This is a genomic window from Paractinoplanes atraurantiacus (assembly GCF_900215205.1).
Classification (GTDB): domain Bacteria; phylum Actinomycetota; class Actinomycetes; order Mycobacteriales; family Micromonosporaceae; genus Actinoplanes; species Actinoplanes atraurantiacus.
Genome location: NZ_OBDY01000015.1, coordinates 108,092 through 132,333, shown reverse-complemented (window position 1 = coordinate 132,333; position 24,242 = coordinate 108,092). Strand labels below are relative to the sequence as shown.

The 24,242-nt window shown below is 71.2% G+C and carries 22 protein-coding genes and 1 riboswitch; of the genes, 14 read left to right on the top strand and 8 right to left on the bottom strand.

All coding sequences use genetic code 11. From position 1 onward, the window contains the following. Positions 1 to 44 precede the first annotated feature (44 nt). The gene (locus tag CRP55_RS29425) at positions 45 to 836 is read left to right on the top strand and encodes an ABC transporter ATP-binding protein (RefSeq protein ID WP_097323509.1); all 792 of its coding nucleotides are present in this window, start codon (positions 45 to 47) and stop codon (positions 834 to 836) included. Here CRP55_RS29425 and CRP55_RS29420 read toward each other — a convergent pair. Further along, complete coding sequence (locus CRP55_RS29420) at positions 814 to 1,809, bottom strand: ribonucleotide-diphosphate reductase subunit beta (RefSeq protein ID WP_097323507.1); 996 nt, start codon at positions 1,807 to 1,809, stop codon at positions 814 to 816. The two genes, CRP55_RS29425 and CRP55_RS29420, sit on opposite strands and share 23 nt — an antisense overlap. Then, positions 1,809 to 4,103, bottom strand: a complete 2,295-nt coding sequence (locus CRP55_RS29415) for a ribonucleoside-diphosphate reductase subunit alpha (RefSeq protein WP_097323757.1) — start codon at positions 4,101 to 4,103, stop codon at positions 1,809 to 1,811. The genes CRP55_RS29420 and CRP55_RS29415 overlap by 1 nt, the downstream gene beginning before the upstream one ends. A 107-nt stretch (positions 4,104 to 4,210) precedes the next feature. Beyond that, positions 4,211 to 4,425, bottom strand: a riboswitch (cobalamin riboswitch). An 81-nt stretch (positions 4,426 to 4,506) separates the two neighbouring features. Here CRP55_RS29415 and CRP55_RS29410 point away from each other — a divergent pair. Continuing rightward, positions 4,507 to 4,974, top strand: a complete 468-nt coding sequence (locus CRP55_RS29410) for an NUDIX hydrolase (protein WP_097323504.1) — start codon at positions 4,507 to 4,509, stop codon at positions 4,972 to 4,974. 456 nt (positions 4,975 to 5,430) lie between these two features. Here the strand turns inward: CRP55_RS29410 and CRP55_RS29405 are convergent, their stop codons facing one another. Next, on the bottom strand, positions 5,431 to 5,658 hold the full coding sequence (locus CRP55_RS29405) for a hypothetical protein (RefSeq protein WP_097323501.1): 228 nt from the start codon (positions 5,656 to 5,658) through the stop codon (positions 5,431 to 5,433). A 185-nt stretch (positions 5,659 to 5,843) separates the two neighbouring features. On the opposite strand from CRP55_RS29405, the gene CRP55_RS29400 reads away from it, so the two are divergent. The 4 genes from CRP55_RS29400 to CRP55_RS53305 are packed head-to-tail and all read left to right on the top strand — an operon-like array spanning position 5,844 to position 9,325. Then, positions 5,844 to 6,905: a FecCD family ABC transporter permease gene (locus CRP55_RS29400; protein ID WP_245923455.1), complete on the top strand. Its 1,062-nt coding sequence runs from the start codon at positions 5,844 to 5,846 to the stop codon at positions 6,903 to 6,905. Position 6,906: 1 nt separating this feature from the next. Then, positions 6,907 to 7,833, top strand: a complete 927-nt coding sequence (locus CRP55_RS29395) for an ABC transporter substrate-binding protein (RefSeq protein ID WP_097323494.1) — start codon at positions 6,907 to 6,909, stop codon at positions 7,831 to 7,833. Beyond that, complete coding sequence (locus CRP55_RS29390) at positions 7,830 to 8,594, top strand: ABC transporter ATP-binding protein (protein ID WP_097323491.1); 765 nt, start codon at positions 7,830 to 7,832, stop codon at positions 8,592 to 8,594. The genes CRP55_RS29395 and CRP55_RS29390 overlap by 4 nt, the downstream gene beginning before the upstream one ends. Next, positions 8,591 to 9,325, top strand: a complete 735-nt coding sequence (locus tag CRP55_RS53305) for a class I SAM-dependent methyltransferase (protein WP_097323488.1) — start codon at positions 8,591 to 8,593, stop codon at positions 9,323 to 9,325. The genes CRP55_RS29390 and CRP55_RS53305 overlap by 4 nt, the downstream gene beginning before the upstream one ends. Here CRP55_RS53305 and pseI read toward each other — a convergent pair. Beyond that, positions 9,276 to 10,325, bottom strand: coding sequence for a pseudaminic acid synthase (pseI, locus tag CRP55_RS29380; protein ID WP_097323485.1), 1,050 nt, complete (start codon positions 10,323 to 10,325; stop codon positions 9,276 to 9,278). The two genes, CRP55_RS53305 and pseI, sit on opposite strands and share 50 nt — an antisense overlap. Before the next feature lie 70 nt (positions 10,326 to 10,395). Here pseI and CRP55_RS29375 point away from each other — a divergent pair, with 70 nt between their 5' ends. Then, positions 10,396 to 11,307 carry a LysR family transcriptional regulator gene (locus CRP55_RS29375; protein ID WP_097323482.1) on the top strand — a complete coding sequence of 304 codons (912 nt, stop codon included), beginning with the start codon at positions 10,396 to 10,398 and terminating at the stop codon, positions 11,305 to 11,307. Here the strand turns inward: CRP55_RS29375 and CRP55_RS29370 are convergent. Beyond that, complete coding sequence (locus CRP55_RS29370; protein WP_097323754.1) at positions 11,302 to 11,745, bottom strand: acyl-CoA thioesterase; 444 nt, start codon at positions 11,743 to 11,745, stop codon at positions 11,302 to 11,304. The genes CRP55_RS29375 and CRP55_RS29370 overlap by 6 nt on opposite strands. Positions 11,746 to 11,848: 103 nt before the next feature. On the opposite strand from CRP55_RS29370, the gene CRP55_RS29365 reads away from it, so the two are divergent. From CRP55_RS29365 to CRP55_RS29345, 5 genes are all read left to right on the top strand, one after another. Continuing rightward, entirely contained in the window at positions 11,849 to 12,547 is a 699-nt protein-coding gene (locus CRP55_RS29365; protein ID WP_245923454.1) for a (2Fe-2S)-binding protein, read from the top strand. An 11-nt stretch (positions 12,548 to 12,558) separates the two neighbouring features. Continuing rightward, entirely contained in the window at positions 12,559 to 12,861 is a 303-nt protein-coding gene (locus tag CRP55_RS29360) for a GNAT family N-acetyltransferase (protein ID WP_097323480.1), read from the top strand. 53 nt (positions 12,862 to 12,914) lie between these two features. Beyond that, on the top strand, positions 12,915 to 13,874 hold the full coding sequence (locus CRP55_RS29355) for a S1 family peptidase (protein WP_097323478.1): 960 nt from the start codon (positions 12,915 to 12,917) through the stop codon (positions 13,872 to 13,874). An 81-nt stretch (positions 13,875 to 13,955) separates the two neighbouring features. Beyond that, complete coding sequence (locus tag CRP55_RS29350) at positions 13,956 to 16,652, top strand: helix-turn-helix transcriptional regulator (RefSeq protein ID WP_097323475.1); 2,697 nt, start codon at positions 13,956 to 13,958, stop codon at positions 16,650 to 16,652. A gap of 15 nt (positions 16,653 to 16,667) precedes the next feature. Continuing rightward, positions 16,668 to 17,459 (top strand): SAM-dependent methyltransferase, encoded by a 792-nt coding sequence (locus CRP55_RS29345; protein WP_097323472.1) that lies wholly within the window; start codon positions 16,668 to 16,670, stop codon positions 17,457 to 17,459. On the opposite strand, the gene CRP55_RS29340 is transcribed toward CRP55_RS29345, so the two are convergent. Both CRP55_RS29340 and CRP55_RS29335 read right to left on the bottom strand, forming a co-directional pair. Further along, positions 17,432 to 17,638: a hypothetical protein gene (locus tag CRP55_RS29340; RefSeq protein WP_143234971.1), complete on the bottom strand. Its 207-nt coding sequence runs from the start codon at positions 17,636 to 17,638 to the stop codon at positions 17,432 to 17,434. The genes CRP55_RS29345 and CRP55_RS29340 overlap by 28 nt on opposite strands. A 576-nt stretch (positions 17,639 to 18,214) precedes the next feature. Next, a complete protein-coding gene (locus CRP55_RS29335) occupies positions 18,215 to 19,762 on the bottom strand; it encodes a 2-isopropylmalate synthase (protein WP_245923453.1) in 1,548 nt (515 codons plus the stop codon). Positions 19,763 to 19,811: 49 nt separating this feature from the next. Here CRP55_RS29335 and CRP55_RS29330 point away from each other — a divergent pair, with 49 nt between their 5' ends. Continuing rightward, positions 19,812 to 20,495 carry a FadR/GntR family transcriptional regulator gene (locus CRP55_RS29330; RefSeq protein ID WP_097323463.1) on the top strand — a complete coding sequence of 228 codons (684 nt, stop codon included), beginning with the start codon at positions 19,812 to 19,814 and terminating at the stop codon, positions 20,493 to 20,495. A 28-nt stretch (positions 20,496 to 20,523) separates the two neighbouring features. Then, complete coding sequence (locus tag CRP55_RS29325) at positions 20,524 to 21,912, top strand: M20/M25/M40 family metallo-hydrolase (RefSeq protein ID WP_097323459.1); 1,389 nt, start codon at positions 20,524 to 20,526, stop codon at positions 21,910 to 21,912. Positions 21,913 to 22,121: 209 nt separating this feature from the next. On the opposite strand, the gene CRP55_RS29320 is transcribed toward CRP55_RS29325, so the two are convergent. Further along, entirely contained in the window at positions 22,122 to 23,702 is a 1,581-nt protein-coding gene (locus CRP55_RS29320; protein ID WP_498368171.1) for a YehQ family protein, read from the bottom strand. Positions 23,703 to 24,242: the final 540 nt, after the last annotated feature.

Below are 24,242 nucleotides of genomic sequence, written 5' to 3'. Positions count from 1 at the left end.
CTGCCGGCCGGAGCCAACCGCATCGGGAGAGCCGGATGACCAGGATGACTGACTTGCGTGCGGCGGGACTCGGCCTGGGCTACGAGGGCCGTACGGTCGTGACCGGCCTCGACCTGGCCGTGGCGCCCGGCCGGATCACCGCGATCGTGGGGCCGAACGCCTGCGGCAAGTCCACGCTGCTGCGCGGCCTGGCCCGGCTGCTGCGCCCGGCCGCCGGAACGGTGCTGCTCGACGGCGCCGACATCCACCGCCTGTCCACGCGGGAGGTCGCGGCCCGCATCGGCGTGCTGCCGCAGCAGCCCATCGCCCCCGACGGCATCAGCGTCGGCGACCTGGTCGCCCGCGGCCGCCACCCGCACCAGCGCTGGCTGCGGCAGTGGTCCGCGGACGACGAGAAGGCGGTCGCGGCCGCGCTCGCCGCCACCGGCGTCGCCGACCTCGAACACCGCCCGGTCGACGAGCTTTCCGGCGGCCAGCGGCAGCGGGTGTGGATCGCCCTGGTGCTGGCCCAGGAGACCGGCCTGCTGCTGCTCGACGAGCCGACCACCTTCCTCGACCTGGCCCACCAGCTCGAGGTGCTCGACCTTCTGGCCGACCTCAACACCGCCGGCCGCACGGTCGTCGCCGTGCTGCACGACCTCAACATGGCCTGCCGCTACGCCCACGAGATCGTCGCCATGCGCGACGGCGCCCTGCTCGCACAGGGCCCGCCCGCCGAGATCGTCGACGCCGCGCTGGTCGACAAGGTCTTCGGCGTACGGGCCCGCGTCATCACCGACCCGACGACCGGAACCCCACTCGTGCTGCCCGAGCCTAGAAGTCGTCGTCGAAGCTGACGGTTCCGGTCACGCCGACCTGGTAGGCCGAGACGCGGCGCTCGAAGAAGTTCGACAGCTCCTGGACGTCCTGCAACTCCATGAAAGCGAACGGATTCCCGCTGCCGTATCGGGGTGCGATGCCCAATGCGGCCAGGCGCCGGTCGGCGACGTGCTGGAGATATTCGCGCATGTCGCTCAGGGACATGCCGGAGACACCCTGTTCGAGCAGGTCCTCGGCGAACTGCACCTCGCACTCGACGGCCTCTTCGAGCATCGCGGTGACCTGTTTCTCCATCTCGGCGTCGAACAGGCCGGGTTCCTCGGCGCGGACCTGGTCGACCACGTCGAACGCGAAGGCCATGTGCATCGACTCGTCGCGGAAGACCCAGTTCGTGCCGGAGGCGAGGCCTTGCAGGACCCCACGGGAGCGCAGGAAGTAGACGTACGCGAAAGCGCCGTAGAAGAACAGCCCTTCGATGCACGCCGCGAAACAGATGACGTTGAGCAGGAACGCGCGCCGATCCTCCTTCGACTTCAGCTCACGAAGCTCGTAGACCGAGTCGATCCATTTGAAGCAGAACTCGGCCTTGCGGGCGATCGACGGGATGTTCTCCACCGCCGCGAACGCCGCCGTGCGCTCACCGAGATCGGGCACATACGTGTCGAGCAGGTTCAGATAGAACTGGACGTGCACGGCCTCCTCGAACAGCTGCCGCGACAGATAAAGGCGGCCTTCCGGCGAGTTGACGTGCTGGTAGAGGTTGAGCACGAGATTGTTGGCCACGATCGTGTCGCCGGTGGCGAAGAAAGCCACGAGCCGCGACACCAGGTGCTGCTCGGCGGGCGACAATTTCGCGAGGTCGGCGAGGTCGCCGTGCAGGTCGACCTCCTCGACGGTCCACGTGTTCTTGATGGCGTCCTTGAACCGGTCGAAGAAGTGCGGGTACTTCATCGGCCGCAGGGTCAGGTCCATTCCGGGGTCGAGCAGCATTACTGGCAGGCCTCACATGACTCGGGGTTTTCCAGGGAGCAGGCCTCGGCCGGTGACAGCACGGACACCGTGGCCTGCTGAATGCGTGTCGCCGGACGCGAACGCAGGTAGTACGTGGTCTTCAGCCCGGCTTTCCAGGCGTAGAGGTACATCGACGAGAGCTTGCCGATGGTCGGCGCGCTCAGGAACAAATTCAAGGACTGCGACTGATCGATGTACGGGGCCCGCGCGGCGGCCAGCTCGATCAGCGCCTTCTGCGGCAACTCCCACGCCGTACGGAACAGCTCGCGCACCTCGGCCGGCAGCTCGGCGATGCCCTGCACCGACCCTTCGGCCCGCTTGATCTGCTCCCGGATCGGTGCCGTCCACAGACCGCGGGCCTTCAATTCCCGTACAAGATAGGAATTGATCTGAAGGAACTCGCCGGACATGGTCTCGCGCTTGAACAGGTTGGACACCTGCGGCTCGATGCATTCGTAGCAGCCGGCGATCGACGCGATGGTCGCGGTCGGCGCAATCGCGATCATGAGCGAGTTGCGCAGGCCGTGCTCGGCGATCCGGCTTTTCACAGCGGCCCAGCGCTCGCTCTGCGCCGGCGTCGCGCCCCACAATTCGTGGTGCAGATCGCCGTTCGCGGCGCGTGTCTCCGCGTACGACGGATGCGGCCCGAACTGCTCGGCCAGCGCGGCCGACGATTCCAGAGCGGTCAGGAAAACCTCTTCCTGTACGCGGGTGGACAGCTCCTTGGCCTCCGGCGAGTCGAACGGCATTCGCAGCTGAAAGAACGCGTCCTGCAAGCCCATCAGGCCCAGGCCGATCGGCCGCCAGCGCGGATTGGACGCGGCCGCCTGCGGCGACGGGTAGTAATTGATGTCGATGACCCGGTCGAGGAAGACCACGGCCGTCCGCACGGTCTCGCGCAGTTTCGCCCAGTCGACGGCGCCGTCGGTGAGGTGCGCGCCCAGATTGATCGAGCCGAGATTGCAGACGGCGGTCTCGTCGTCGTTGTTGACCTCGAGGATCTCGGTGCACAGATTCGACAGGTGGATGGTGTTGCCGGGCGCGCCGGTCTGGTTCGACAGCGCGTTCGAGCGGTCCTTGAACGTCATCCAGCCATTGCCGGTCTGTGCGAGGGTGCGCATCATCCGGCCGTACAAGTCGCGGGCCTTGACGGTCTTGACCGCCTTTTTCTCGGCCCTTCGGTACGCCTCGTCGAACGCCTCACCGAACAGGTCGGGCAGTTCCGGCGCGTCGGAGGGGTCGATCAGCGACCAGTCCTCGTCGGCCTCGACCCGGCGCATGAATTCGTCCGGGATCCAGTTGGCCAGATTCAAATTGTGTGTACGCCGGGACTCCTCGCCGGTGTTGTCGCGAAGCTCCAGAAACTCCTCGACGTCGGGATGCCACGGCTCCAGATAGACGCAGGCCGCACCCTTGCGCCGGCCACCCTGGTTGACCGCGGCGACTCCGGCGTCGAGCGTTTTGAGGAACGGCACGATGCCGTTCGACTTGCCGTTCGTACCGCGAATAAGCGCGCCCCGGCCGCGGATCCGCGACCAGGCGATGCCGATGCCGCCGGAGAACTTCGACAGTTTCGCGACCTGGTGGTACCGCTCGTAGATGGAGTCGAGCTCGTCGGAGGGGGAGTCGACCAGGAAACACGACGACATCTGGGTGTGCCGGGTACCGGAGTTGAAGAGAGTCGGCGAACTCGGCAGGTACGCCAGCGACGACATCAGCTTGTAGAAACCGATCGCCTCGGCCGGGGTCGCGCTCAACCCGCAGGCCACGCGCAGCAGCCAGTACTGCGGTGTCTCCACGACCAGCCGGCTCCGCGGATGCCGCAGCAGGTAGCGGTCGGCGACAGTGCGCAGGCCGAAGTATTCGAACCGCAGGTCCCCGTCGAGGTCGATCGCGTCGTCGAGCTTGCGGGCGTTGCGGCGGACGAACGTGGCCGTCTCGTCGCCGATCAGGCCCTGCTGATGGGCGTAGCGGATCGACTGGGAGAAGCTGGCCACTTCCTGGAGGCGGACCTCCTTGTCCACATAGGCCGCGAGAAGGCGCGCGGCCAGTTTCGAGTACTGCGGTTCCTCGCCGATGAGCTCGGCCGCCGTCTGAATGGAGAGCTTGTCGAGCTCGGCGGTGGTGGCTCCGTCGTACAACCCGCTGATCGTCTTTGTGGCCACCCGGAGCGGGTCGACCTCGTCGAGGTCGCTGACCCACCGCTCGACCGCCTTGACGATCTTGTTGACGTCGACCGTCTCCAGATCGCCGTTGCGCTTGCGGACCTGCATCGTCTCTCCCTCGCCCTGGTGAAGGCACGCGGGAGACGCCGACGGCCACGGCGGGGCCGACTGATGGCGTCGGCCGTCCCACGCGGCCTTCGACCGCCGCACACCGGTCGGCGTGCGGCGCGCTGGCAGGTCTTCGGACTCGTGGGCTTGATCTTTTTGAAAGATCGCCTACCGGCCGTCGCTTCCCAGGCTCGCGCCCAGTGCTCTGTGACGGCTTTCGTTCCCACTCACCGCTGCGGGGCAGTCCCGGACTCACACCGGGTTCCCTCTTGCCTCGGACACACCATGACGGCGCGGCCGAACCAGCTGCGTGAGACACCATATATGGGTGGGGCCCCGAAGTGGCAACCCCACATGCTGTGATCGGCGTGTCGCGTTTGCCCCGGCCCTCCATAGTGGCGGGATGCGAACCTCCGCCCGAGCGATCATCCTCGACGAGGACGACCACGTCCTGCTGTGCCGGTTCGTGCCTCCGCACCCGGCCGTCCCCGGCGGAGCCCCGGCCGTGTGGGCCGCTCCGGGCGGCGGCATCGAGCCGGGCGAGGACGGGCTGGCCGCGCTGCGCCGCGAGCTACGAGAGGAAACCGGACTGGTCACCGCCGGCGATCCACCGCACGTCTGGCATCAGGTGACCGACACCATTGTCAACGACTACTTCCTGGTCCGCACCACCCGCTTCGAGCCGCGCGGCGAGTTCACCGACGACCAGCTCGCCACCGACGAGCTCCTCGAGTCCTTCCGCTGGTGGCACCTCGCCGAGATCACGAATCACGCCGGCCCCGACTTGTTCTCACCCCGCGACCTGGCCACACCACTGACGGCCTTGCTCAGATGCGGAATCCCCTCCGCCCCACTCGTCCTAGGCCTGTGAAGACCGCCAATTCGTTGCGCCGTCGGCTGTTTCGACGGCACGACGTTCGACCGGCGCCGGCTCGCCCGGTCCGCGCTCATCGGCGGCCCGGCGTGGCTGCCGATGCTCGCCACCCTACGACGGAAGCGTCGCCCTCCGCCGCCACAACCCGCACGACGCCCGCCGGAGCCGGCCCGACGCGCCGCCGTTCGAGTGCCATCCCCAGGCCGCTGCTCACCACACCGGCAATCGCGGCGGCTCGAACGCCGCGGAGCTTGGCCAGATTCCAGTCGTCACCGCCTTGGAGCTTCAGCACCACCTCGTGCGGTGGACCCGCGGCCCCATCGTTACGTCGATGACCGGTTGCATGCGCCGATCTTCAAGCGGGGGAGGGGGCGCGCCCGGATCGGCATCCGCTTCGCGGTGCGAGCGGCCGGACGAGTGCGGATCGCGATCGTGGCTGAAGGCTGTGGTGAGTCAAGGCGTGTGGGCTATGCGGCCCACCGCCTCGTCCATGGCGAAGTGGCCCAGATACTCGTCGGGCCGGTCGGCTCGGCGGCGGTAGGCGTGCCACTCGTCGCCGACGCCCGCGTGGACGTAGCCGATGTCGGTGCCGTCGAGGCTGACGCTGTAGCCGCCCATCGTGCTCACGGTCAAGGTTGCTCCGGCGATTTTGCGGTTGCCCAGAGGGACCCGGCGCTCCACCTGTCCACCTCCACACTCCGGAGTCGCGTGGCTCCAGATGGTGGCCCGGTTACGGGGTGGAAAACAACAGCCGAACGGCCCATTCGGTAACCACGCTGCGGGGGCCCGCCCCTTCACCGCGCGCTGATCATGCTGTTAGGTTGTTGCACATCTTTGGCAACAACCAGTCTATGGGGGTTAGACGCGTGTCCGCCGATGTGCTGGGGCTGACCGCCCGCCGGCGCCGCACGACCCTGTGGGTGCTGGGTTTGGTCGCCGGGCTGATCGCCACGGGGGTGATCGCGGTCGGCACGGGGGCGATCGCGATCGGCCCGGCGACCGTGGCCCGGATCCTCGCCCACCAGATGTTCGGGCTCGGCGACGTCACCTGGACCCCGCCGCAGGAGGCGATCGTCTGGCAGGTGCGCCTGCCGCGGATCCTGCTCGGGATGCTGGTCGGTGCCGGCCTCGCCACCTGTGGAGTGGCGTTGCAGGCGATGGTGCGCAACGTTCTCGCCGACCCCTATCTGCTGGGGATCAACTCGGGCGCCTCCAGCGGCGCCGCGGCGGCCATCCTCTTCGGGGTCGGAGCGGGCTTCGGCCAGTACGCCCTGTCGACCTCAGCCTTCCTCGGCGCGCTCGCCGCCTCGCTGCTCGTCTTCCTGATCGCGCGCAGCGGCGGCCGGGTCACCTCGATGCGCCTGCTGCTGTCCGGCGTCGCCGTCGGCTATGCGCTGTACGCGCTCACCAGCTTCCTCATTTTCGCGTCGGGTTCGGCCGAAGGCTCCCGCTCGGTGATGTTCTGGCTGCTCGGCTCGCTCGGCCTGGCCCGCTGGGACGCGCTGCTGGCGGTGGCCGCGATCGTCATCGGCGGCACCATCGCCTATCTGACCGTCAATGGCCGCCGGCTCGACGCCCTCGCCGTCGGTGACGAGACCGCGCACACGCTCGGTGTCTCGCCCGACCGGTTCCGGATGCGGTTGCTGGTCGTGGTGTCGCTCGGCGTCGGCGTGCTGGTCTCGGCCTCCGGCAGCATCGGCTTCGTCGGGCTGGTCGTGCCGCACCTGGCCCGCCGCGTCGTCGGCGCCACCCACGCCCGGGTCGTGCCGGTGGCCGCCCTGCTCGGCGCGATCCTGCTGGTCTGGGCCGACGTGGTCGCCCGCGTGCTGCTCGCCCCGCAGGAGATCCCCATCGGCATCATCACCGCGCTGCTCGGCGCCCCTTTCCTGCTGATCCTGATCCGCCGCCTGCACGCCACCGGAGTCTGAGATGAAGAAACTGGCCGCCGCCCTCCTCGTCCTCACCCTGGCCGGCTGTGGTTCGGCCGGCGCCGCCGGCTCCGCGGAAGCCGTCGTCGTCACCAATTGCGGGGTCGACGTCACCTTAGCCAAGGCGCCCGAACGGGTCGTGCTGCTCAAGAGTGCCGCCGTGCCCTACCTGCATGATCTGGGCGTGCTCGACCGGGTCACCGCCCGCGCCGGCGCGTATCCGAAGGAGTACTACGACGCGGCGACGCAAGCTGAACTCGACAAGATCCCGCTGCTGACCGACAGGACCGACACCAGCGGCCATCTTCAGATCTCCAAGGAGGTGGTGATCAGCCAGCAGCCCGATCTGGTCCTGGGCGAGGTCGACAACCTGTCCCGCGACACGCTGTCCGCCGTGGACATCCCGCTGCTCGAAGAGCCGGCGATGTGCCCGGACAGTACCGTCGTGCCGACCTTCGACGACGTCTACAAGCAGCTGGAGACGTACGGCAAGGTCTTCGGCCGTGCCGAGCGGGCCGTCACGGCGACCGCGGCGCTCAAGGACCGCGTGGGCAAGATCGAAAAAGTCGGGAAGGGCCGTACCGCGGCGGTTCTCTACCCGACGGCCGGCGGGGGAGTGACCTACGCGTACGGCAGCGCCAGCATGGCACACCCGCAGTTGGAGGCGGCCGGCTTCACGAACGTCTTCGGCGACAGCAAGGAGCGGGTCTTCGAGGTGACCTTGGAAGAGATCCTCGGGCGCGACCCGGACGTGCTCATCCTGCTCTACACGGACGGCGAGCCGCCGACGCTGACTCATCTGCCCGGATCCGGCCAGCTGAAAGCGGTGCGTAGCGGCAGTGTGATGACCCAGCTGTTCAACTTCACCGAGCCGCCGTCGCCGCTGTCCGTGGACGGACTCGAGAAGATCGTGCAGCGCTTCAAATGATCACCGCATCGGAGGTGTCGTGGCGCTACGGCGCCACGCCCGTCATCGACGGCGTCGACGTGATCGCCCGGCCCGGGCGCGTGCTCGGCCTGATCGGTCCCAACGGCAGCGGCAAAACCACACTTCTTCGTTTGCTGTACGGGGCATTGCGCAGCCCCACCGGCACGGTGACGGTCGACGGCACGGCGCTGAAGGGCCTGTCGCCGCGCGAGACCGCCCGCCGCCTCGCCGTCGTGGTCCAGGAGTCCGGCGGCGAGACCGCCCTGACCGTGGCCGAGATGGTGCTGCTGGGCCGCGGCCCGCACCTGTCCACGTTCCAGCGGGCCGGCGCCGCCGACCACGACATCGCGGCGCGGTGCCTGGCCCGGGTCGGCGCCACCCACCTGGCCGCCCGCGCGTTCGGCGGGCTCTCCGGCGGCGAACGGCAGCGGGTGCTGATCGCCCGTGCCCTGGCCCAGCGGGCCACCCACCTGCTGCTGGACGAGCCGACCAACCACCTCGACATCCGCTACCAGCACGAGATCCTGCACCTGGTCCGCGACCTGGGCACCTGCGCGATCGTCGTCCTGCACGACCTGAACCTGGCCGCCCGCTACTGCGACGACCTGGTCCTGCTCGGGCGCGGCGACGTGGTCGCGGCCGGCCCGGCCGGCGAGGTGCTGGATCCGGCGATCCTCGAACCGGTCTACGGCATCGGCATCAGGCGCCTCGATCTCGACGGAAACCTGCACCTGCTCTTCGAACTGGAGGCCCGCACATGACCACGCAGGACCGCATCAACGACTACTGGACCGGCCGCGCCCCCGCGTACGACGCCTATCAGCAGCGCCCGTCCCGGCTGGCCGCCGACAACGCGGCCTGGATGTCGATCTGGGCCGGCGCGCTGCCCTTCACCGAGGGCGACGTGCTCGACGTCGGCACCGGCAGCGGACATGTCGCCCTGACCGTGGCCGCCCTCGGTCACCGCGTCACCGGCATCGACCTCTCCGAGGGCATGCTGGCCGAGGCCCGCCGGCACAGGTCCCCGCATCCGCCGTCGTTCCGGCGGGGCGACGCGGTGGCGCCGGACTTCGCCCCGGGCAGCTTCGACGCGGTCGTCGGCCGCTACGTGATGTGGACCCTGCGTTCCCCGGTCACCGCTGTCCAGAACTGGATGCGCCTGCTGCGCCCCGGCGGGGTGGTCGCCGTCGTGGACAGCACCTGGTTCCCCGAGGGCTTGGACAACGCCTCGGAGAGCTTCACCGGCTTCTACGACGCCGAGGTGCGGGCCGAGCTGCCTCTGGCCGCCGCCACGTCGATCGACCAGACCGCGGCCGTCCTGCGCGAGGCCGGCCTGACCGCGGTGACCGTGACCCCGCTGACCACGATCTACGAGCTGGATCAGCAGTACGGCGTGGCGCCCGGCCACGAGGTGCGAACCCAATACCTGATCACCGGCCGGCTCAGATCAGGTCCCAGCTCAGAGCCGTCCCCTTGGCCACGTCGCGGGTGAAGCTCCGGCCCAGCACCCGGCCGATCTCGGCCGGGGGCAGGCCGCCGGCCGGGCGGATCGAGCGCACGTTCGCCGCGGTGACCTCGTCGCCGGCCTCGACGTCGGCGACGACGTAGAGGGAACGGCGGAACCGCAGGCCCTCCCTCTCCGATTCCGTCGGGCCGATCCGGGTGGTGCCCAGCGCCCGCCAGGCCCGTTCGCTCTCGTCGACCAGCATCCGGGTCTCGGCCGGGGTCATGGAGAACGACGAGTCGACGCCGCCGTCGTCGCGGGCCAGTGTCATGTGCTTCTCGATCAGGGTGGCGCCGAAGGCCACGCTCGCGAGGGGTACGCCGATGCCCAGGGTGTGGTCCGACAGGCCGACCTGCACGCCGAACGTCTCGGCCAGGACCGGAATGCGCCGCAGGTTGGACTCCTCGGGCGCCGCCGGGTAGGAGGCCGTGCACGCCAACAGGATGATCTGCTCCGCGCCGGCTTCGCGGGCCGCCTTCAGCGCGTTGGCGATGTCGCCGACGTCGGCCATGCCGGTCGACAGGATCAGCGGCTTGCCGGTGCGCGCCGCCAGCTGGATCAGGGGCAGGTCGACGAGCTCGGACGAGGCGATTTTGTACGCCGGCGCGCCCAGCGACTCCAGCAGCTCGATCGCGGTGGCGTCGAACGGGGCCGAGAACACGGTCAGACCGCGGGCGGCGGCGCGCTCGAAGATCGGCTCGTGCCAGTCGTACGGCGTATGGGCCTTTTGATAGAGCGCGTAGAGCGTCTGACCGCCCCACAGGTCGTGACCGTCGGAGAGACGGAAATCGGGGCCGTCGTCGTCGATCGTGATGGTGTCGGGGGTGTAGGTCTGGATCTTCAGGGCGTGCGCGCCCGCGTCGGCGGCGGCGTCGACGATCTGGAGCGCGCGGTCGAGGGATCCGTTGTGGTTGCCCGACATCTCCGCGACGATGTACGGCCGGTGGCCCGGGCCGATCAGATGGTTGCCGATCTTGATCGTGGTCATGAGGTCAGTCTTGCGGCGGCGGGTGGTCCCGGTCCAAGACACAGAACCGGTCCGGTGACAGGATCCGGTTATGAATCCAGGTGAGGGCAGGGCCGACGGCATCGATCTGCGGCTGCTGCGGTACTTCCTGACGCTGGCCGAGGAGCTGCACTTCACCCGGGCCGCGCAACGCCTGTTCGTCTCGCAACCGGCCCTGAGCAACCAGATCCAGCGCCTCGAGCGGGCGGTCGGGGTGCCGCTGTTCGCCCGCTCCGCTCGCGGGGTCGCTCTCACCGCCGCCGGTCACGGCTTCTTGCCGTACGCCCAACAAGCCCTCGCGGCCCTGAAGGCCGGCCTCGCCGCCGCGGCCCCGCAACCGCCGGCCCTGCGCGTGGACGTCCTCGACGCCGAGCTGTCGCTGCCCCGCGAGGTGCTGAAACGGCTCCGCGCGGCCCACCACGGCCTCCAGCTCACCGTGACCGCCGAGGGCAGCGTCAGCCAGCGCCGCCGCATCCTGGCCGGCGACCTCGACGCCGGCTTCTGCGGTCTCGGCGCCCCGGCCGGCGAGGCCCTGACCGTCCAGCCCATCGCCACCGAGCCGGTCGACCTCATCGTCGCGACCGGCCACCGGCTGGCCCGGGATGGTGGCGTCGCCTTGTCCGAGGCCGCGAACGAAGTCTTCTATCTGCCGCACGACGCGCTCGCCCCCGAATGGCGGGAGTTCGTGCTGAACGAATGCCGGCGAGCCGGGTTCGAGCCCGCCCTCTACCCGATGACCACCGCCAGCGCGGCCTCGGCGCTCGACCTGGTCGCCGAGGGAGAGTGCGTCACGCTGAGCCTGCGCTCGACGGCGCTGCCCGAAGGCACCGAGCGCCTGCGGCTCGTGCCCGGGCTCACCTATCCCTGGGCGATGGTCCGGCACCGTGACCGCGGCGGCGACGCGGCCCTCGGCTGGCTGATCGAGGCGGCCTCGACCGTGGGCCCGGCCTACGCCGGGTCATGACGAGCCGTCGGTGGCGAGGGCGGAGCGCAGGGTCAGCCGGTGCTTGCGGCGGATCTCGGCCTCGTGGAAGGCGCGGTGGTCGTCGTCGGTCTGCGGCAGCAGCGGAGGCACCTCGCGGGGCTTGCCGTCGTCGTCGACCGCGACCATCACCAGGTGGGAGGTGGCGACGGTCGTGGGTGGCACCGCCCTGTCCCAGCGGTCGGCGGTCACCTTCACCGCCACCTCCATGGAGCTGCGGCCGGCCCACGTGATGCGGGCGGCCACGTGGACGACGTCGCCCACGCGGACGGCCTGAAGGAACAACGTCTCGTCCATGGCGGCGGTGACCGCGGGCCCGTCCGAGTGCCGGGCGGCGACCACGCCGGCGACCGAGTCGATGAGGTTGAGGATGCGGCCGCCGTGGACCGTGCCCATCAAGTTGGTGTGGTGCTGATCCATGATCTGCGACACGGTCAGTTCGGAAGCTGAGGGAGAACGGCCGGGCTGTGACACGAAAAACGAGGCTAGCCAGGGCCACGGGGTGGGTCCGTAGGGTGGGGGCGTGCCAGAGGTCGACGCCACACCCGCGCTGAGCGCGGCCGCCCGGTTCGGGCCCTACTTCGTGTGGGAGCCGTACGACGGTGGGAACTCGTGGCGGCCGTACACCGACCTGGTGAAACCCGAGGTGGTCGCGGAGCGCGTGGAGGTCGCGCGCGGGGTGCTGGTACGGATGTCGGGTCTGCGCCGCGACGACATCGAGGAGCGGGTCGTCGCGTCGATCACGTTCCTGGGGCTGGCCTCGCGGCTGCTGTCACCCGTGCTCGGCGCGGCCGTGGCCGGTGGGGCCGTGCCCGTGCCCGACCCGGCGAAGCTCTGGTGGCGGCCGGTCGAGGGCGGCCCGATCCCGTTCGCGCAGCGTGGACTGACCGCCGTCGAGGGTGCGGGCGCCCTGACGCTGGCGCTGGTCGAGCCGGTGCTCGAGGTGTTCCGCCGCCGGTTCGCGCTCTCGCCGAAGGTGCTGTGGGGCAACGTCGCCTCAGCGCTGGGCGGGGCGGCCGCAATGACGGGCCGGCCCGAGTCGGCTGCCATCGTCGGGGAGACGCTCGGCCTGCCGCAGCTGCGGGGGATGGCCACCTGGGACGGGCGCCGGCTGGTCCGCCGCAACTGCTGCCTGTACTACCGCATCCCGGGCGGCGGCACCTGCGGCGATTGCGTCCTGCGAGGCGGTTCACGCCGCGGTACCAGCTCGGGCGCCCTGTGATTGGATGAGGCATGACGTTCGTGATCACTGACGTGCCCGACAAGCAGCGGTTCGAGGCGCGGGACGAGCAGGGCGAGCTCGCGGGCCTCGTCACCTATCAGATCAGCGGCACCATCATCGCCTACACCCACACCGAGGTGGAGCCGCGGTACGAGGGGCACGGCCTGGGCTCGCAGCTGGCCCGCGCGGTCATGGACGACGCCCGCGACAAGGGCCGTACGGTCGTGCCGATCTGCCCCTTCATCAGCGGCTGGCTGGAGACCCACCACGACTACGACGCGATCCTGGCCCGGCAGGGACGGCGGATCAAGTAGTGATCGACTGACGCCCGTCCGTGATTGGCGGGCCGCGCCTAGGCTCGACGCCGATGAAGACGCTATCGAGGGTCGTCGTCGCGCTCGCCGCGGCAGTGCTCGGAGCCGGCGCCGCCGGCACGCCCGCGCACGCGATCGCCGACGGCGAGACCGTCGCCAACGGGCAGTACCGGTTCGCGGTGAAGCTGACCGATCTCGGCATCCCCACCGCCGACGGCGGCCGCCGGGACAGCTCGTGCTCGGGCGGCCTGATCTCGCCGCACTGGGTGCTCACGGCCGGCCACTGCTTCAAGGATGCGAGCGGCCGGCGGGTCTCCCGGCCGGTCGCCGACCGCACGATCGCCACCGTCGGCCGGGCCGACCTGAAGAGCAAGGTGGGCCTGAGCGCCAACGTCATCCAGGTCCGCCAGCACGGCAGCGCCGACGTGGCGCTGGCCCGGCTCGACCGCCCGATCACCGGCATCGCCCCGCTCAAGCTGAGCCGGGTCAAACCCGCCAACGGCCAGCGGGTACGCCTCGTCGGCTTCGGCCTGACCGACGGCGACGCCGAGCAGACCAGCCCCACCCTGCAGACCGGGCAGTTCCGGGTGACGAACGTCGACAAGATCGAGCTCGGCGTGGCCGGTGTCGCGCCGAGCAAGAGCACCAGCGCCTGCCCGCACGACTCGGGCGGTCCCTATTTCACCGGCGGCCCGACCGGGGTGGCCACCGTGGTCGCCGTGGTCAGCCGCGGCCCGACCTGCCCGCACACCGGCGCCGACACGGCGACGCGGGTCGACGCGGTCGCCCCGTGGATTCTCGGCGTCATCAAGGCCGACCTCCAGCCGACGGCGGCACCGCCCGCTCCTCCGACAAATCGGACAAAGTCGCCGGCCAGTAGTGTCGCCCAGCAGGCGGTTCGACCCGCCGAGGAGACCAACTATCTCTGGCTCGCCGTGATCCCGGTCGCCCTGCTGGCCGTCGCCGGTGCCCTCTGGCTGCGCAAACCGCGCCGCGGCACACATCGCAGATGAGAGATCGCATGGATGTGTGATGTGCCGGACGGCCGCGTCGGCCAGATTCGAACGCATGAGATCTTCGAGTAGCCTCGCTGGGTGGAGCCGGACACCCCTGTACGCGGGCGCGACCGTGAACTGGGAGCGCTCCAGCACGCCCTCGGCCGTGTCGTCGGCGGGCAGGGCTCGGTCACGCTCGTCACGGGCCCCGCGGGCAGCGGCAAGTCACGCCTGCTGCGCGAGGCGGCACTCGCTGCAGGACTGAAAGGCGTCCGCCGGGTCGCGATCGCCGCCGACCCGGACAGCGCCCTGATCCCGGGCGACAGCCTGATGCGCGGTCTGCTCGGCGGCGCCGACCCGATCCTGGGCTCCGAGCGCATGCGGGAGCTGGTCGCCGAGCCCGAGCGCCGTTACTGGGTGCTGGCCGAGGTGCAGGACGCCATCGAGAGCGCGGCCCTGCGGCAGCCCCTGCTGATCACCGTCGACGACCTCCAGTGGTGCGACGACCTCACCCTGCTGGCCATGCGGGCCCTGCCCGAGCGGCTGTCGGCCGACGCCGTCATGTGGCTGTTCGCGGGCCGGCGGGCCGACGGGCCGCCCGGCTATCTGAGCACCCTGGGCCGGCTCACCGACGGCGGGGCCGAGACCCTCGACCTCGACCGGCTCGACGACGACGCGGCGGCCGCGATGACGGCCGACCTGCTCGGCGCCACCCCGTCGCCCGATCTGCTGGCGGCGGTGCACGGGACCGGCAACCGGCCGATGCTGATCAGCGCGCTGGTGCGGGGCGCCCGCGAGGACGGCCCGCCCGTACGGCTGCGGGCGCTGATCCGGCGGCAACTGTCCCGGCTCGGCGAGGACGCCCGGACCGTGCTCGAGGTCGCCTCGGTGCTGTCCCGGCTGCTGTCGCTGCCGCTGATCGCCGAGCTGATGCACCGGCCGCCGGCCGCGCTGCTCGCGCCGGTGCGCGAGGCACACGACTTCCTGCGCGAGGACGACGACGGCCATCTGGTCTTCCAGCACGACCTGATCCGCGAGGCGGTGCGGGCGACGGTGCCCGGGGCTCTGGCCCGCACGTTGCGCCGCCAGGCCGCGCGGGTCGCCGTACGGGAAAACGCTCCTGCCGTTGAAGTCGCCTCTCTGCTGTCCGACAGCGCGGAGCCCGGTGACGCCGAGGCGATCGCGGCGTTGCGACTGGCCGCGGCCGAGCTGGCGCCGGTGGCGCCGTCGAGCGCGGCCGACGTGAGCCGGCGGGCCCTCGAGCTCACGCCGGCCGGTTCGCCTCTGCGAGGCGAGATCATTGCCGAGGGTGTACGGCTTCTGTGGCTGGCCGGACGGGCGCACGAGGCCACGAAGCTCGGCCACAGCCTGCTCTCCGAATCGCTGGACCCGGGCACCGAGGCCGCCATCCGGCTCGGCATCGCCGCCGTGTCCAGCCAGTACTCCTTCGCCGAGGCCGTGCGCCAATGCGAGCGGGCGGTCGCGCTGCCCGGCCTGCCGATCACGTTGCGGGCGTCGCTGCTGGCCCTGGAGGCCGTCAACCTCACCCTGGTGGGCGACATGCCGCGCGCCGAGAGTGTCCTCGAGGAGGGGATGGACGCGGCGATCCGGGCCGGCGACGACGGGGCCCGCGCGATCTGTGTCGCCTCGCAGTCGGTGAACGCCTTCTACGAGCAGCGGTGGGGCGCGGCGTTCGACCTGGCCGACGAGGCGGTGGAGTTCTCGGCCCGGGTCGGCGCCGACGCGGCGCTGTGGGGATCGACGCAGTGGCGCGGCTGGCTCGACACCGTCGCCGGCCGGCCCGACCTCGCCCTCGAGCACGCCGAGCGGGGGATGAAGGCCGCACAGCGCGACGGGCAGGCCTGGCTGCTGCGGCAGTGGAGCATGGACCGGTGCAGCATCCTCTACAAGGCGGGCCGGCTCTCCGACGCCCGGGCCGAGGCCGAGGGCGTCCGGGCCATGAGCGACGAGCTCGGCGCGGGCAACTACGCCGACGTCACCGCCCTGATGACCGTCGGCCGGGTCGCCCTGCACACCGGTGACCTGGCCGCCGCCCGCCGCTACGACGCCGAGGCCGAGCGCATGCGTGCCGACGAGGCGCCGCTCGTGCGCCACTCCGGGCTCTGGCTCGGCGCCCTGGTGGCGGTCGCGCTCGGGCGCGAGCCGGCGCACCTGCGCGCCCTGCTGGCCGAGGCGGCCGAGTGCCTCGGCGACCGCATCCCGCCGCTGGGCACACCGCTCGACCCGGCCGACGAGGTGCTGTTCATCCGGATCGCCCGCGACATCGGCGAGACCTCATGGGCCGACCGCGCGGTGGCCGCGCTGGAGCGGCGTGCCGCGGCGAACCCGTCGTTCCGCTTCCTCGCCGCCACCGCGGCCCACGCCCGGGGCGACATGACCGAGGCGGTGGCGCTCTACCGCTCGTTCCCCCGGCCGCTGCCGCTGGCGGTCGCCCTGGAGGACGTGGGAACGGTCGAGGCGCTGGAGGAGGCCTGCCTCATCTACGACGAGGCCGGCGCCACCCACGACAGCTCGCGGGTGCGGGCCGCGCTGCGCAAACTGGGCGTGCGCCGCCGCCCGCGCGCCGCCGCCCGGCCCGGCTGGTCCGCGCTGACGGCCACCGAACAGGACGTGGCCCGCCGCGTCGCCGACGGCGCCACGAACCGCCAGGTGGCGGCCGCGATGTTCCTTTCCCCGCACACGGTCAGCACGCATCTGCGGCACGCCTTTACCAAACTGGGTATCAACTCCCGGGTGGAACTGGCCCGTCTGGTACACCAGCACAGCGATCTCTGACGATATCCTGACCCGGTGACGGACGCCTTCGACACCGGCCGCCCCCATCCCGCGCGGGTGTACGACTTCCTGCTGGGCGGCAAGGACAACTTCGCCGCCGACCGGGCCGCCGCCGAACAGGGCCTGAAAGCCAACCCGAACGCGGCCACCGCCCCACGGCAGAACAGGGCGTTCCTCCAGCGCACGGTCCACTACCTGGCCGCCGAGGCCGGCATCACCCAGTTCCTCGACATCGGCACCGGCCTGCCGACAAAGCCGAACGTGCACGAGGTGGCCCAGGAGGTCACCCCGTCCGCCCGCATCGTCTACGCCGACAACGACCCGATAGTCCTCAGCCACGCCCGGGCTCTTCTGACGAGCAACCCTTCCGGCCGTACGGCGTATGTCGGCGCCCGCCTGCAGGAGGCGGGCGCCCTCCTCGACACCACCGAGGTGCGCGACACGCTGGACCTCAACGAGCCGGTGGCGCTGCTGCTCTTCGCCATCCTGCACTTCATCGAGGACGACGAGGACCCGTACGCCATCGTCGAGGGTCTGATGTCCCGTCTGCCGAGCGGCAGCTATCTGGTGCTCTCCCACATCACCGCCGACCACGACCCGGAGTCGTGGGCCCGCTTCACCGCCATCATGCGCGAACAGGGCATCCCCAGCCGCCTGCGCTCCCGGTCCGAGGTGACCCGCTTCTTCACCGGCCTCGACCTGATCGACCCCGGGGTGGTCCCGATCCTGAAGTGGCGCCCCACCACCGAGACCGACCTGACCGACGCCCAGGTGGCCCTTTACGGCGGGGTGGCCCGCAAGCCCTGATCCGAGCGTGTCTTCAGCCGGTTGCGCATCCGGCCCAGCATGATGCCGTATACCGGCAGCGCGGCGTAGAAGAGCGGATGCGGCGCCATGTCGAACAAAAAGATGGCGGCGAACAACGCGACCGCACCGGCGAACGCCACACCGGCCAGCACCCACCACAACGCCCACCCTCGCCCCATGACGTGAGTGTAGGTCGCCCGGTCCAACCTGTACTCAGCCACAAGTGGCACCCGGCGGCGTTCCCCTTCGACGGCCCGCAGCTCCGCCAGGGTTCGGGCCGATCACGCGGAGCAGAGCGATCGCCTCCATCGCACCGCTCCACACCCGATCCAGGGCCGATGATTCATCGCCGGTCAGCCACCGGACCACTCGATCATTCGGGCCGGATTTCCCCGAGCCGCACCAGGCCTGCCCCCAAGAGCGCAGGTCTCCGCCCGCAAGGCCGCGAGGGCTGCCGCCGGATCGGCCTCCCCGTCCCCACGGTGCATCGCCGGCAGGGCGGCCGAGCCCACGCCTTTGTCGGCGGACAGCCATTGCGTGTTCCTCCATCGTGGTTGGTTGTGCAGCAGGTGCCCGGCCAGCGTGACGAGATCGATTCGCGCCGCTTGGTCGTTCTCATGATCCCGCTGCCGAACTGCCTGCCACACTGCCTCGGCCTGTTCGGCGACCTGGGCCGGCGGAGAGGCACGCCGGCGGTCGTCGTCCAGGCGTCGGCCCACGCGGGACGATCTTGCCCCTCCGGTCACATGGGTGGTTTACGGGCGTCGATTCCTGTCAGGGGACCTCCGGTTGGCCGCGGCCCGGAGGGCGTGCTCCTCGTCGGGTCCGGCGCCCCACGTTGTGCGCCCGTTGACCGCGCATTGTGCGTACACCCAAGAACTGTCTTTGTGGATGGCCAGCACCTCGCCCGGCTCGGGTGAAGGGGTGGCGCCGGGCGTGACGTAGGTGTCGTGGAAGAGCTGCCACAGCTCGGCGGGGCGCAGCTCGCGGCCCGTGCTGTCGGTGACGGACTGGACCGTGCGGGAGAAGTCGGGGCGCATCGCCGGTGGCAGGTTCAGGCCTTGGTGGGTCTGGAGGATGTGCGCTATGCCGCCCTTCCCGGACTGTGAATTGATCCGGATGACCTCTTCGTAATCGCGGCCCAGGTCGCCCGGGTCGATCGGGAGGTACGGGACCGACCACGGCGCCTCGTTCTCGGGCACGCCCAGCTCGGCCGCCTGCTTGGCGTGCCGGGCCAGACCCTTGGCGATCGCGTCCTGGTGGGTGCCGGAGAACGCCGTGTGGGTGAGGCTTCCCGCGTACGGGTGGCGCGGGTGCAGCGGCAGGCGCGTGCAGTGTTCGACGGTTTCCACGACCGCGTCGATGTCCGAGAAGTCGATCATCGGGTCGATGCCCTGCGCGTACAGGTTGAGGGCCAGCGTGGCCAGGTCGACGTTGCCGGTGCGCTCGCCGTTGCCGAAGACGCAGCCCTCGACGCGCTGGGCGCCGGCCAGCACCGCCAGTTCCGCGCAGGCGATGCCGGTGCCGCGGTCGTTGTGCGGGTGCACGGACAGGATGACCGCGTCGCGGCGGGCGAGGTTCTTGTGCATGTATTCGATCTGATCGGCGTACACATTGGGTGTCGCGACCTCGACCGTCGCCGGCAGATTGAGCACGACGGGGTGGTCCGGGCTCGCGTCCCACAGGGCGGTGAGCGCGTCGCCGATCTCCAGGATGAAGTCGGGCTCGGTCAGGTTGAAGACCTCGGGCGAGAACTGCAGGCGGCGTCCGGGCGCACGCCGGGCCACGTGGGCGGCGGCGTCGAGGATCAAAGACTTGACTTCTTTCCTCGTACGCCCGAGCACGACGTCCCGCCATACCGGGGCGGTGGCGGTGTAGAGGTGGACCATCGCTTGGTCGATGCCGTCGATCGACTCCACCGTGCGGTCGATGAGCTCCTCGCGGGCCGGCGTGAAGACCACGACGGTGACGTCGCCGGGGAGGCCGGTCGCGGCCAGATGGCGTACGAAATCGAAGTCGGTCTGACTGGCCGACGGGTAACCGATCTCGATCTCCTTGTAGCCCATGGCGACGAGCTGGTCGAAGAAACGGCGCTTGCGGTCGGTGTCCATGGGCTCGGCCAGGGCCTGGTTGCCGTCGCGCAGGTCGACCGGCACCCACAGCGGGGCCTCGGTGATCCGGTTGGTGGGCCAGTCCCGCTCGGTCAGGGGCAGGGCGACGCGGTCGTGGACGGGGCGGTAGCGGTGGAAGGGCATGCCGCTGGGTCGTTGAGGATTCATCGTGGTCTCCAGGTCGGACGCCATGCGCCCACGATAGGACTTGTCAGGTTGTATGACAAGTTAGTCTGGTGCGATGGATCCGGTCAGCCCGTCACCCCTCGTCGCTCAGGTCGCCGAGCGGGTGCGCGGCCGGATCAGCTCCGGCGAGTGGGGCGTCGGCACGAAACTCCCCGGCGAGCACACACTCGCGCCGCTGCTCGGCGTCAGCCGTCCCACGCTGCGCGAGGCCATGCGCATCCTGGCCGGCGCCGGCCTGGTCGAGTCCCGGCAGGGCGCCGGCGTCTTCGTGGTGGCCACCGAGCCCCGCGTCAACTGGTCGGTCCAGTTGCGCCGGGCCGCGCTGACCGACGTGTACGAGGTACGCGTGGCCCTGGAGGTGGAGGCCGCCCGCCTGGCCGCCGCCCGCCGCACCGACGGCGACATGACCGCCATCACCGCCGCCATGGACCGCCGCGTCGCGGCCGCCGGGGAGAACGACGCCGCCTTCGTCGACGCCGACATCGCCCTGCACGCGGCGATCGTCGCCGCCGCCCACAACCCGATCCTGGCCAACCTGTTCACCGAGTTCCTCCCCGCGCTCCGGGCGGGCCTGATCAACCTGGTCGAGCTCCTGGACCTGCGGGCCAAGCTCCCCAACCCGGGCCAGGACACCCACGCCGCCCTGGTGGCCGCGGTCGCCGCCCAGGACCCGGAGGCGGCCGAGCGGACCCTGCGCCAGGAGCTGCGAAACACCCTCGCCCTGTTGCGGCGCGACTGAACCCAAGATCCGGGGGTAGTCGGCGGCCATGCCCGACAACCTGGCCTTTCTGGCCGCGCACCGCGCCGAGCTGATCCAGCAACTCGCCGAATGGCTGCGGGTGCCGTCCGTGGCCGGCCTGCCCGAGCATGAGATCGACGTGCTGCGCTCGGCCAACTGGCTCGCCGGCACGCTGCGCCGCACCGGTTTCCCCACGGTCGAGGTGTGGGGCACGGCCGTGTACGCCGAGTGGCGCGCCGCTCCCGGCGCGCCGACGGTGCTCGTCTACAGCCATCACGACGTGCGGGCGGCCAAGGACGAGGAGTGGAAGGAGACGGCGCCGTTCGAGCCGGTGGAGCGCGACGGCCACGTCTACGGGCGGGGCGCCTCCGACGCCAAGGGCCAGGTGCTGGCGCACGTGTGGGGTCTGCGCGCCCACGTGGCGGAGGCGGGCGCGCCCGCGGTGACCATCAAGCTGCTGGTCGAGGGGGAGGAGGAGACCGGTTCGGCCGGCCTGTCCGCCCTGATCGAGGCCAACCGGGACCGCCTCGGCGCCGACCTGGTCGTCTTCTCGGACACGCTGCTCTGGCATCGCGACCACCCGGCGGTGTGCACGAGCATGCGGGGCATGATTCTGGCCCGATTGGAGGTACGGGGCCCGCTGCGCGACATGCACAGCGGCGCGGTGTCCGGGCCCGCGCCCAACCCTCTGATCGAGCTCGGCCGCCTGCTGGGTTCCCTGCACGACGAGAAGGGCCGGATCACCCTGCCCGGCTTCTACGACGACGTGGCCGAGCCGACGGCACGCCGCCGGGCCGAGCTGGCGGCGCTGCCGTACTCCGACGAGGACTGGCTTTCACGTTCCGCCACGCGCACGATCGGCGGCGAGCACGGCTGGACGACCCTCGAACGCCTGTGGCTGCGCCCCCAGGCCGAGGTGATCAGCATGATCGGCGGCGACCCGGTGGGCCCGTCCCGGGGCGCCGTCCCGTCCCAGGCCGAGGCGACGCTGAGCATCCGCATCGTCCCCGACCAGACCCCGTCGGCGGTCGCCGACCAGTTGCACCGCTGGGTAGCGCAGACCCTCAGCGACCGCGTCGACTACCAGCTCACCATCTCCGAGGAGACGGGCCAGAAGCCGTACGCGACCCCGCCCGGCCATCCGGCGGTGGACGCCCTGGCCGCCGCGATGGAGGACGGCTTCGGCACGCCGGCCGGCCGCATGAGCGACGCCGGCGGCGGCCCCGCCGAGCTGTTGGCCCGCCTGATCGAGGCCTCGGTCCTGTATTTCGGCACAGGCTTGCCCGAGGACCGCTGGCACGACAGCGACGAGCGCACCTCAGTCGACGTGCTCCTGGCCGGCGCCGCCACCCTGGCCTCTTTCTGGTCTCGTTTGGCCAAGCTCCCACCCGAATCCCTGAAGGGCCCAGCCCAGTAGAGCGGCCGCCACCTCCGGTCCAGCCGTGCCGGTCCAGCCGTGCCGGTCCAGCCGTGCCGGTCCAGCCGTGCCGGCCGAGCCTGCCTGCCTGCCTGCCCAGCCTGCCGGTCCAGCCTGCCGGTCCAGCCTGCCGGTCCAGCCCGCTGGTCGAGCCCGGCCGGTTGGCCCTCGCCGACCGCGCTTTGTCCGGTGGCCCGGCCGCCGGGCGCCTACGGCAGCAGCTCCGCGCAGAGGCCCAGCCTCAAGTAGGCGTCGGCCCAGGCCTCGACCGCGTCGTCGCCCGGGTCGGGGCCGAGCCGGGCGGCCAGGGCGTTGATCGCCGCGCCGGCCAGGCGCAGACCCACCGCGTCCAGGCGCTTGGCCGCGTCGCGCAGCCGCCCGGTCATCGGCGCCGGCAGGTGCAGCAGGCCGCGGTGCGCCACCTCGGCCAGCAGCCCGAGCGCGTCCATCACGGCCCGCCCCAGCGGATCGGTGAGCTCGCCCGGCCGGTCGCGGGGGTCGGTCGCGCTGCCGGCCGCCGCGAGGTCGGGCACGACGACGCCGTCGTCCGACGCGAAGCCGATCGGGTCGATCACAACAGTGCCTCCGCTGCGCCGGACGCTGCCGGCCACGAACCGGGCCCCGCCCTCCAGCGCCGCCACCACCGCGTCGAGCCGCCCCGGCGCGCACGCCGCGTGGACCGCGCTCACCCGGGCGGTCACCCCGTTCACGTCCGCGATCTCGGCGTCGACGCGTTGCGCCCCCGGCGCGTACGTCACGGACCGCACCTCCGCGATCGGCACCACCCGCACCAGCTCGGCTTCCACCCGCGCCCGGATCGGCCGCGGCGGCAGGGCATCAAGCTCCACCGCCAGCCCGGCCAGGTCCGGCACGAGCAGCGTCCGCGGTAAATGCTGCCACGAGTCCCGAGTGGTCATCGCCTCGGTGCGGCTCAGCCTCCGCGTGCCCAGCCGCACCGCCCGGCTGGCACTGCGCGACGCCGACTCGGTGATCACCGCCCCACCGGCCAGCGCCTGCACGCTCACCCCGGCCACCCGCCGCCGCCCCAGCGCCGGCCCGCTCTCCTCCGTCGCGTACTGCCGCCGCAACACGAGCACCGCCGAACTGTCCGCATGGGCCAGGAACACGTCGACCGTACGTTCGTCCCCCGCCGCCGACACCCGCGCCCCGAGCCCGTCCAGCCGCGCCCGCCGCAGCGCCGTCTCCGGCGCCTCGTCCGTCCCGAGCACCCGCGACGCCAGCGCCGCCCCACCGCGGGTCACACTGCGATGCCGCGCCACCAGTTCGGCCACATGATCAGCCAGCGCTTCCGGCCGATAACGGGCACTGCGTTCCCCGTACGCCGCCAATTGCCCAACAAGATCATCAACCGCGCCCAGAGGCCACCGCATCCGCGCCGCCTCGAGCCCCGCCCGCACCGCCGCGATCTCCCCGTCCATCCCCGCCCCGAGATGGACGGCCCCTTCCCGCAGCACAGTCCCGGCCAGCGCAACCGCCCGCCCAAGCCCTTCGGCACTCGTTCCCGCAGCCGGCGCCCCACCGACCTGCACCTGAACATCGGCCCCACCGAGCCCCTGCTCATCGGCCGCCCGAAATGCCCAGACCGCCAGCGCCAGCACGTCATCCCGGCTCCCGGCAACGGCATCACTGCGAGCAAACCCCAGATCATGCGGCACGAGAAACCGCACAGTCGCCGCAGGTAATTCCACAGTGGGAACCGGATCCGCCACCCGCCCCCGATGCACCCGAGCCACATACCCCACCCGCAACACCCGCCGAGCCGCCGCCATCATCCGCGCCCCCACCCGAGCCGTCAGCTGCTCATCAGTGAAGTCCCCCGGCGACCACCCACCCGCAGCCCCCGCCGCGCCGCCAGCCCTCCCGACGCCGTCCTCACCCGCCGCCGCTCGCGCGGCTGCGCCGCCGTTCTGGCCCGTCGCTCGCGTTGGGGTGTCGCCGTTGTGGTCCGCTGCTCGCGTTGGGGTGTCGCCGTTGTGGTCCGCTGCTCGCGTTGGGGTGTCGCCGTTGTGGCCCGCCGCTCGCGTTGGGGTGCCGCCATTCTGGCCCGCCTTCCGCGTTGGCGTGCCGCCATTCCCACCCGCAGCCTCCATGCGGGATGTGCCTTCGATTCGGGGCGGCCGCTCGGCCGAGGCGCTCGCACCTCCAGCCGTGTCTGCTCCGCTGCGGCTCCCTGAAGCGCCGCCCCCTCCGGTCCCGCCGTGGTTATCGCCGGCACCTTCAGCGCTGTCTGCTTTGCTGTGGCTGCCGCCTGTGCCGTGACCTTCTGCCGTGCCCGCGCCGTCCCCTCCGGTCCCGCCGGTCCCGCTGTG

Coding starts and splice junctions, on each gene's coding strand:
- CRP55_RS29425 (WP_097323509.1), top strand. CDS start 45: ATGACTGACTTGCGTGCGGCGGGACTCGGCCTGGGCTACGAGGGCCGT.
- CRP55_RS29420 (WP_097323507.1), bottom strand. CDS start 1,809: ATGCTGCTCGACCCCGGAATGGACCTGACCCTGCGGCCGATGAAGTAC.
- CRP55_RS29415 (WP_097323757.1), bottom strand. CDS start 4,103: ATGCAGGTCCGCAAGCGCAACGGCGATCTGGAGACGGTCGACGTCAAC.
- CRP55_RS29410 (WP_097323504.1), top strand. CDS start 4,507: ATGCGAACCTCCGCCCGAGCGATCATCCTCGACGAGGACGACCACGTC.
- CRP55_RS29395 (WP_097323494.1), top strand. CDS start 6,907: ATGAAGAAACTGGCCGCCGCCCTCCTCGTCCTCACCCTGGCCGGCTGT.
- CRP55_RS29390 (WP_097323491.1), top strand. CDS start 7,830: ATGATCACCGCATCGGAGGTGTCGTGGCGCTACGGCGCCACGCCCGTC.
- CRP55_RS53305 (WP_097323488.1), top strand. CDS start 8,591: ATGACCACGCAGGACCGCATCAACGACTACTGGACCGGCCGCGCCCCC.
- pseI (WP_097323485.1), bottom strand. CDS start 10,325: ATGACCACGATCAAGATCGGCAACCATCTGATCGGCCCGGGCCACCGG.
- CRP55_RS29375 (WP_097323482.1), top strand. CDS start 10,396: ATGAATCCAGGTGAGGGCAGGGCCGACGGCATCGATCTGCGGCTGCTG.
- CRP55_RS29370 (WP_097323754.1), bottom strand. CDS start 11,745: ATGGATCAGCACCACACCAACTTGATGGGCACGGTCCACGGCGGCCGC.
- CRP55_RS29360 (WP_097323480.1), top strand. CDS start 12,559: ATGACGTTCGTGATCACTGACGTGCCCGACAAGCAGCGGTTCGAGGCG.
- CRP55_RS29355 (WP_097323478.1), top strand. CDS start 12,915: ATGAAGACGCTATCGAGGGTCGTCGTCGCGCTCGCCGCGGCAGTGCTC.
- CRP55_RS29340 (WP_143234971.1), bottom strand. CDS start 17,638: ATGGGGCGAGGGTGGGCGTTGTGGTGGGTGCTGGCCGGTGTGGCGTTC.
- CRP55_RS29335 (WP_245923453.1), bottom strand. CDS start 19,762: ATGGCGTCCGACCTGGAGACCACGATGAATCCTCAACGACCCAGCGGC.
- CRP55_RS29330 (WP_097323463.1), top strand. CDS start 19,812: ATGGATCCGGTCAGCCCGTCACCCCTCGTCGCTCAGGTCGCCGAGCGG.
- CRP55_RS29325 (WP_097323459.1), top strand. CDS start 20,524: ATGCCCGACAACCTGGCCTTTCTGGCCGCGCACCGCGCCGAGCTGATC.
- CRP55_RS29320 (WP_498368171.1), bottom strand. CDS start 23,702: ATGGCGGCGGCTCGGCGGGTGTTGCGGGTGGGGTATGTGGCTCGGGTG.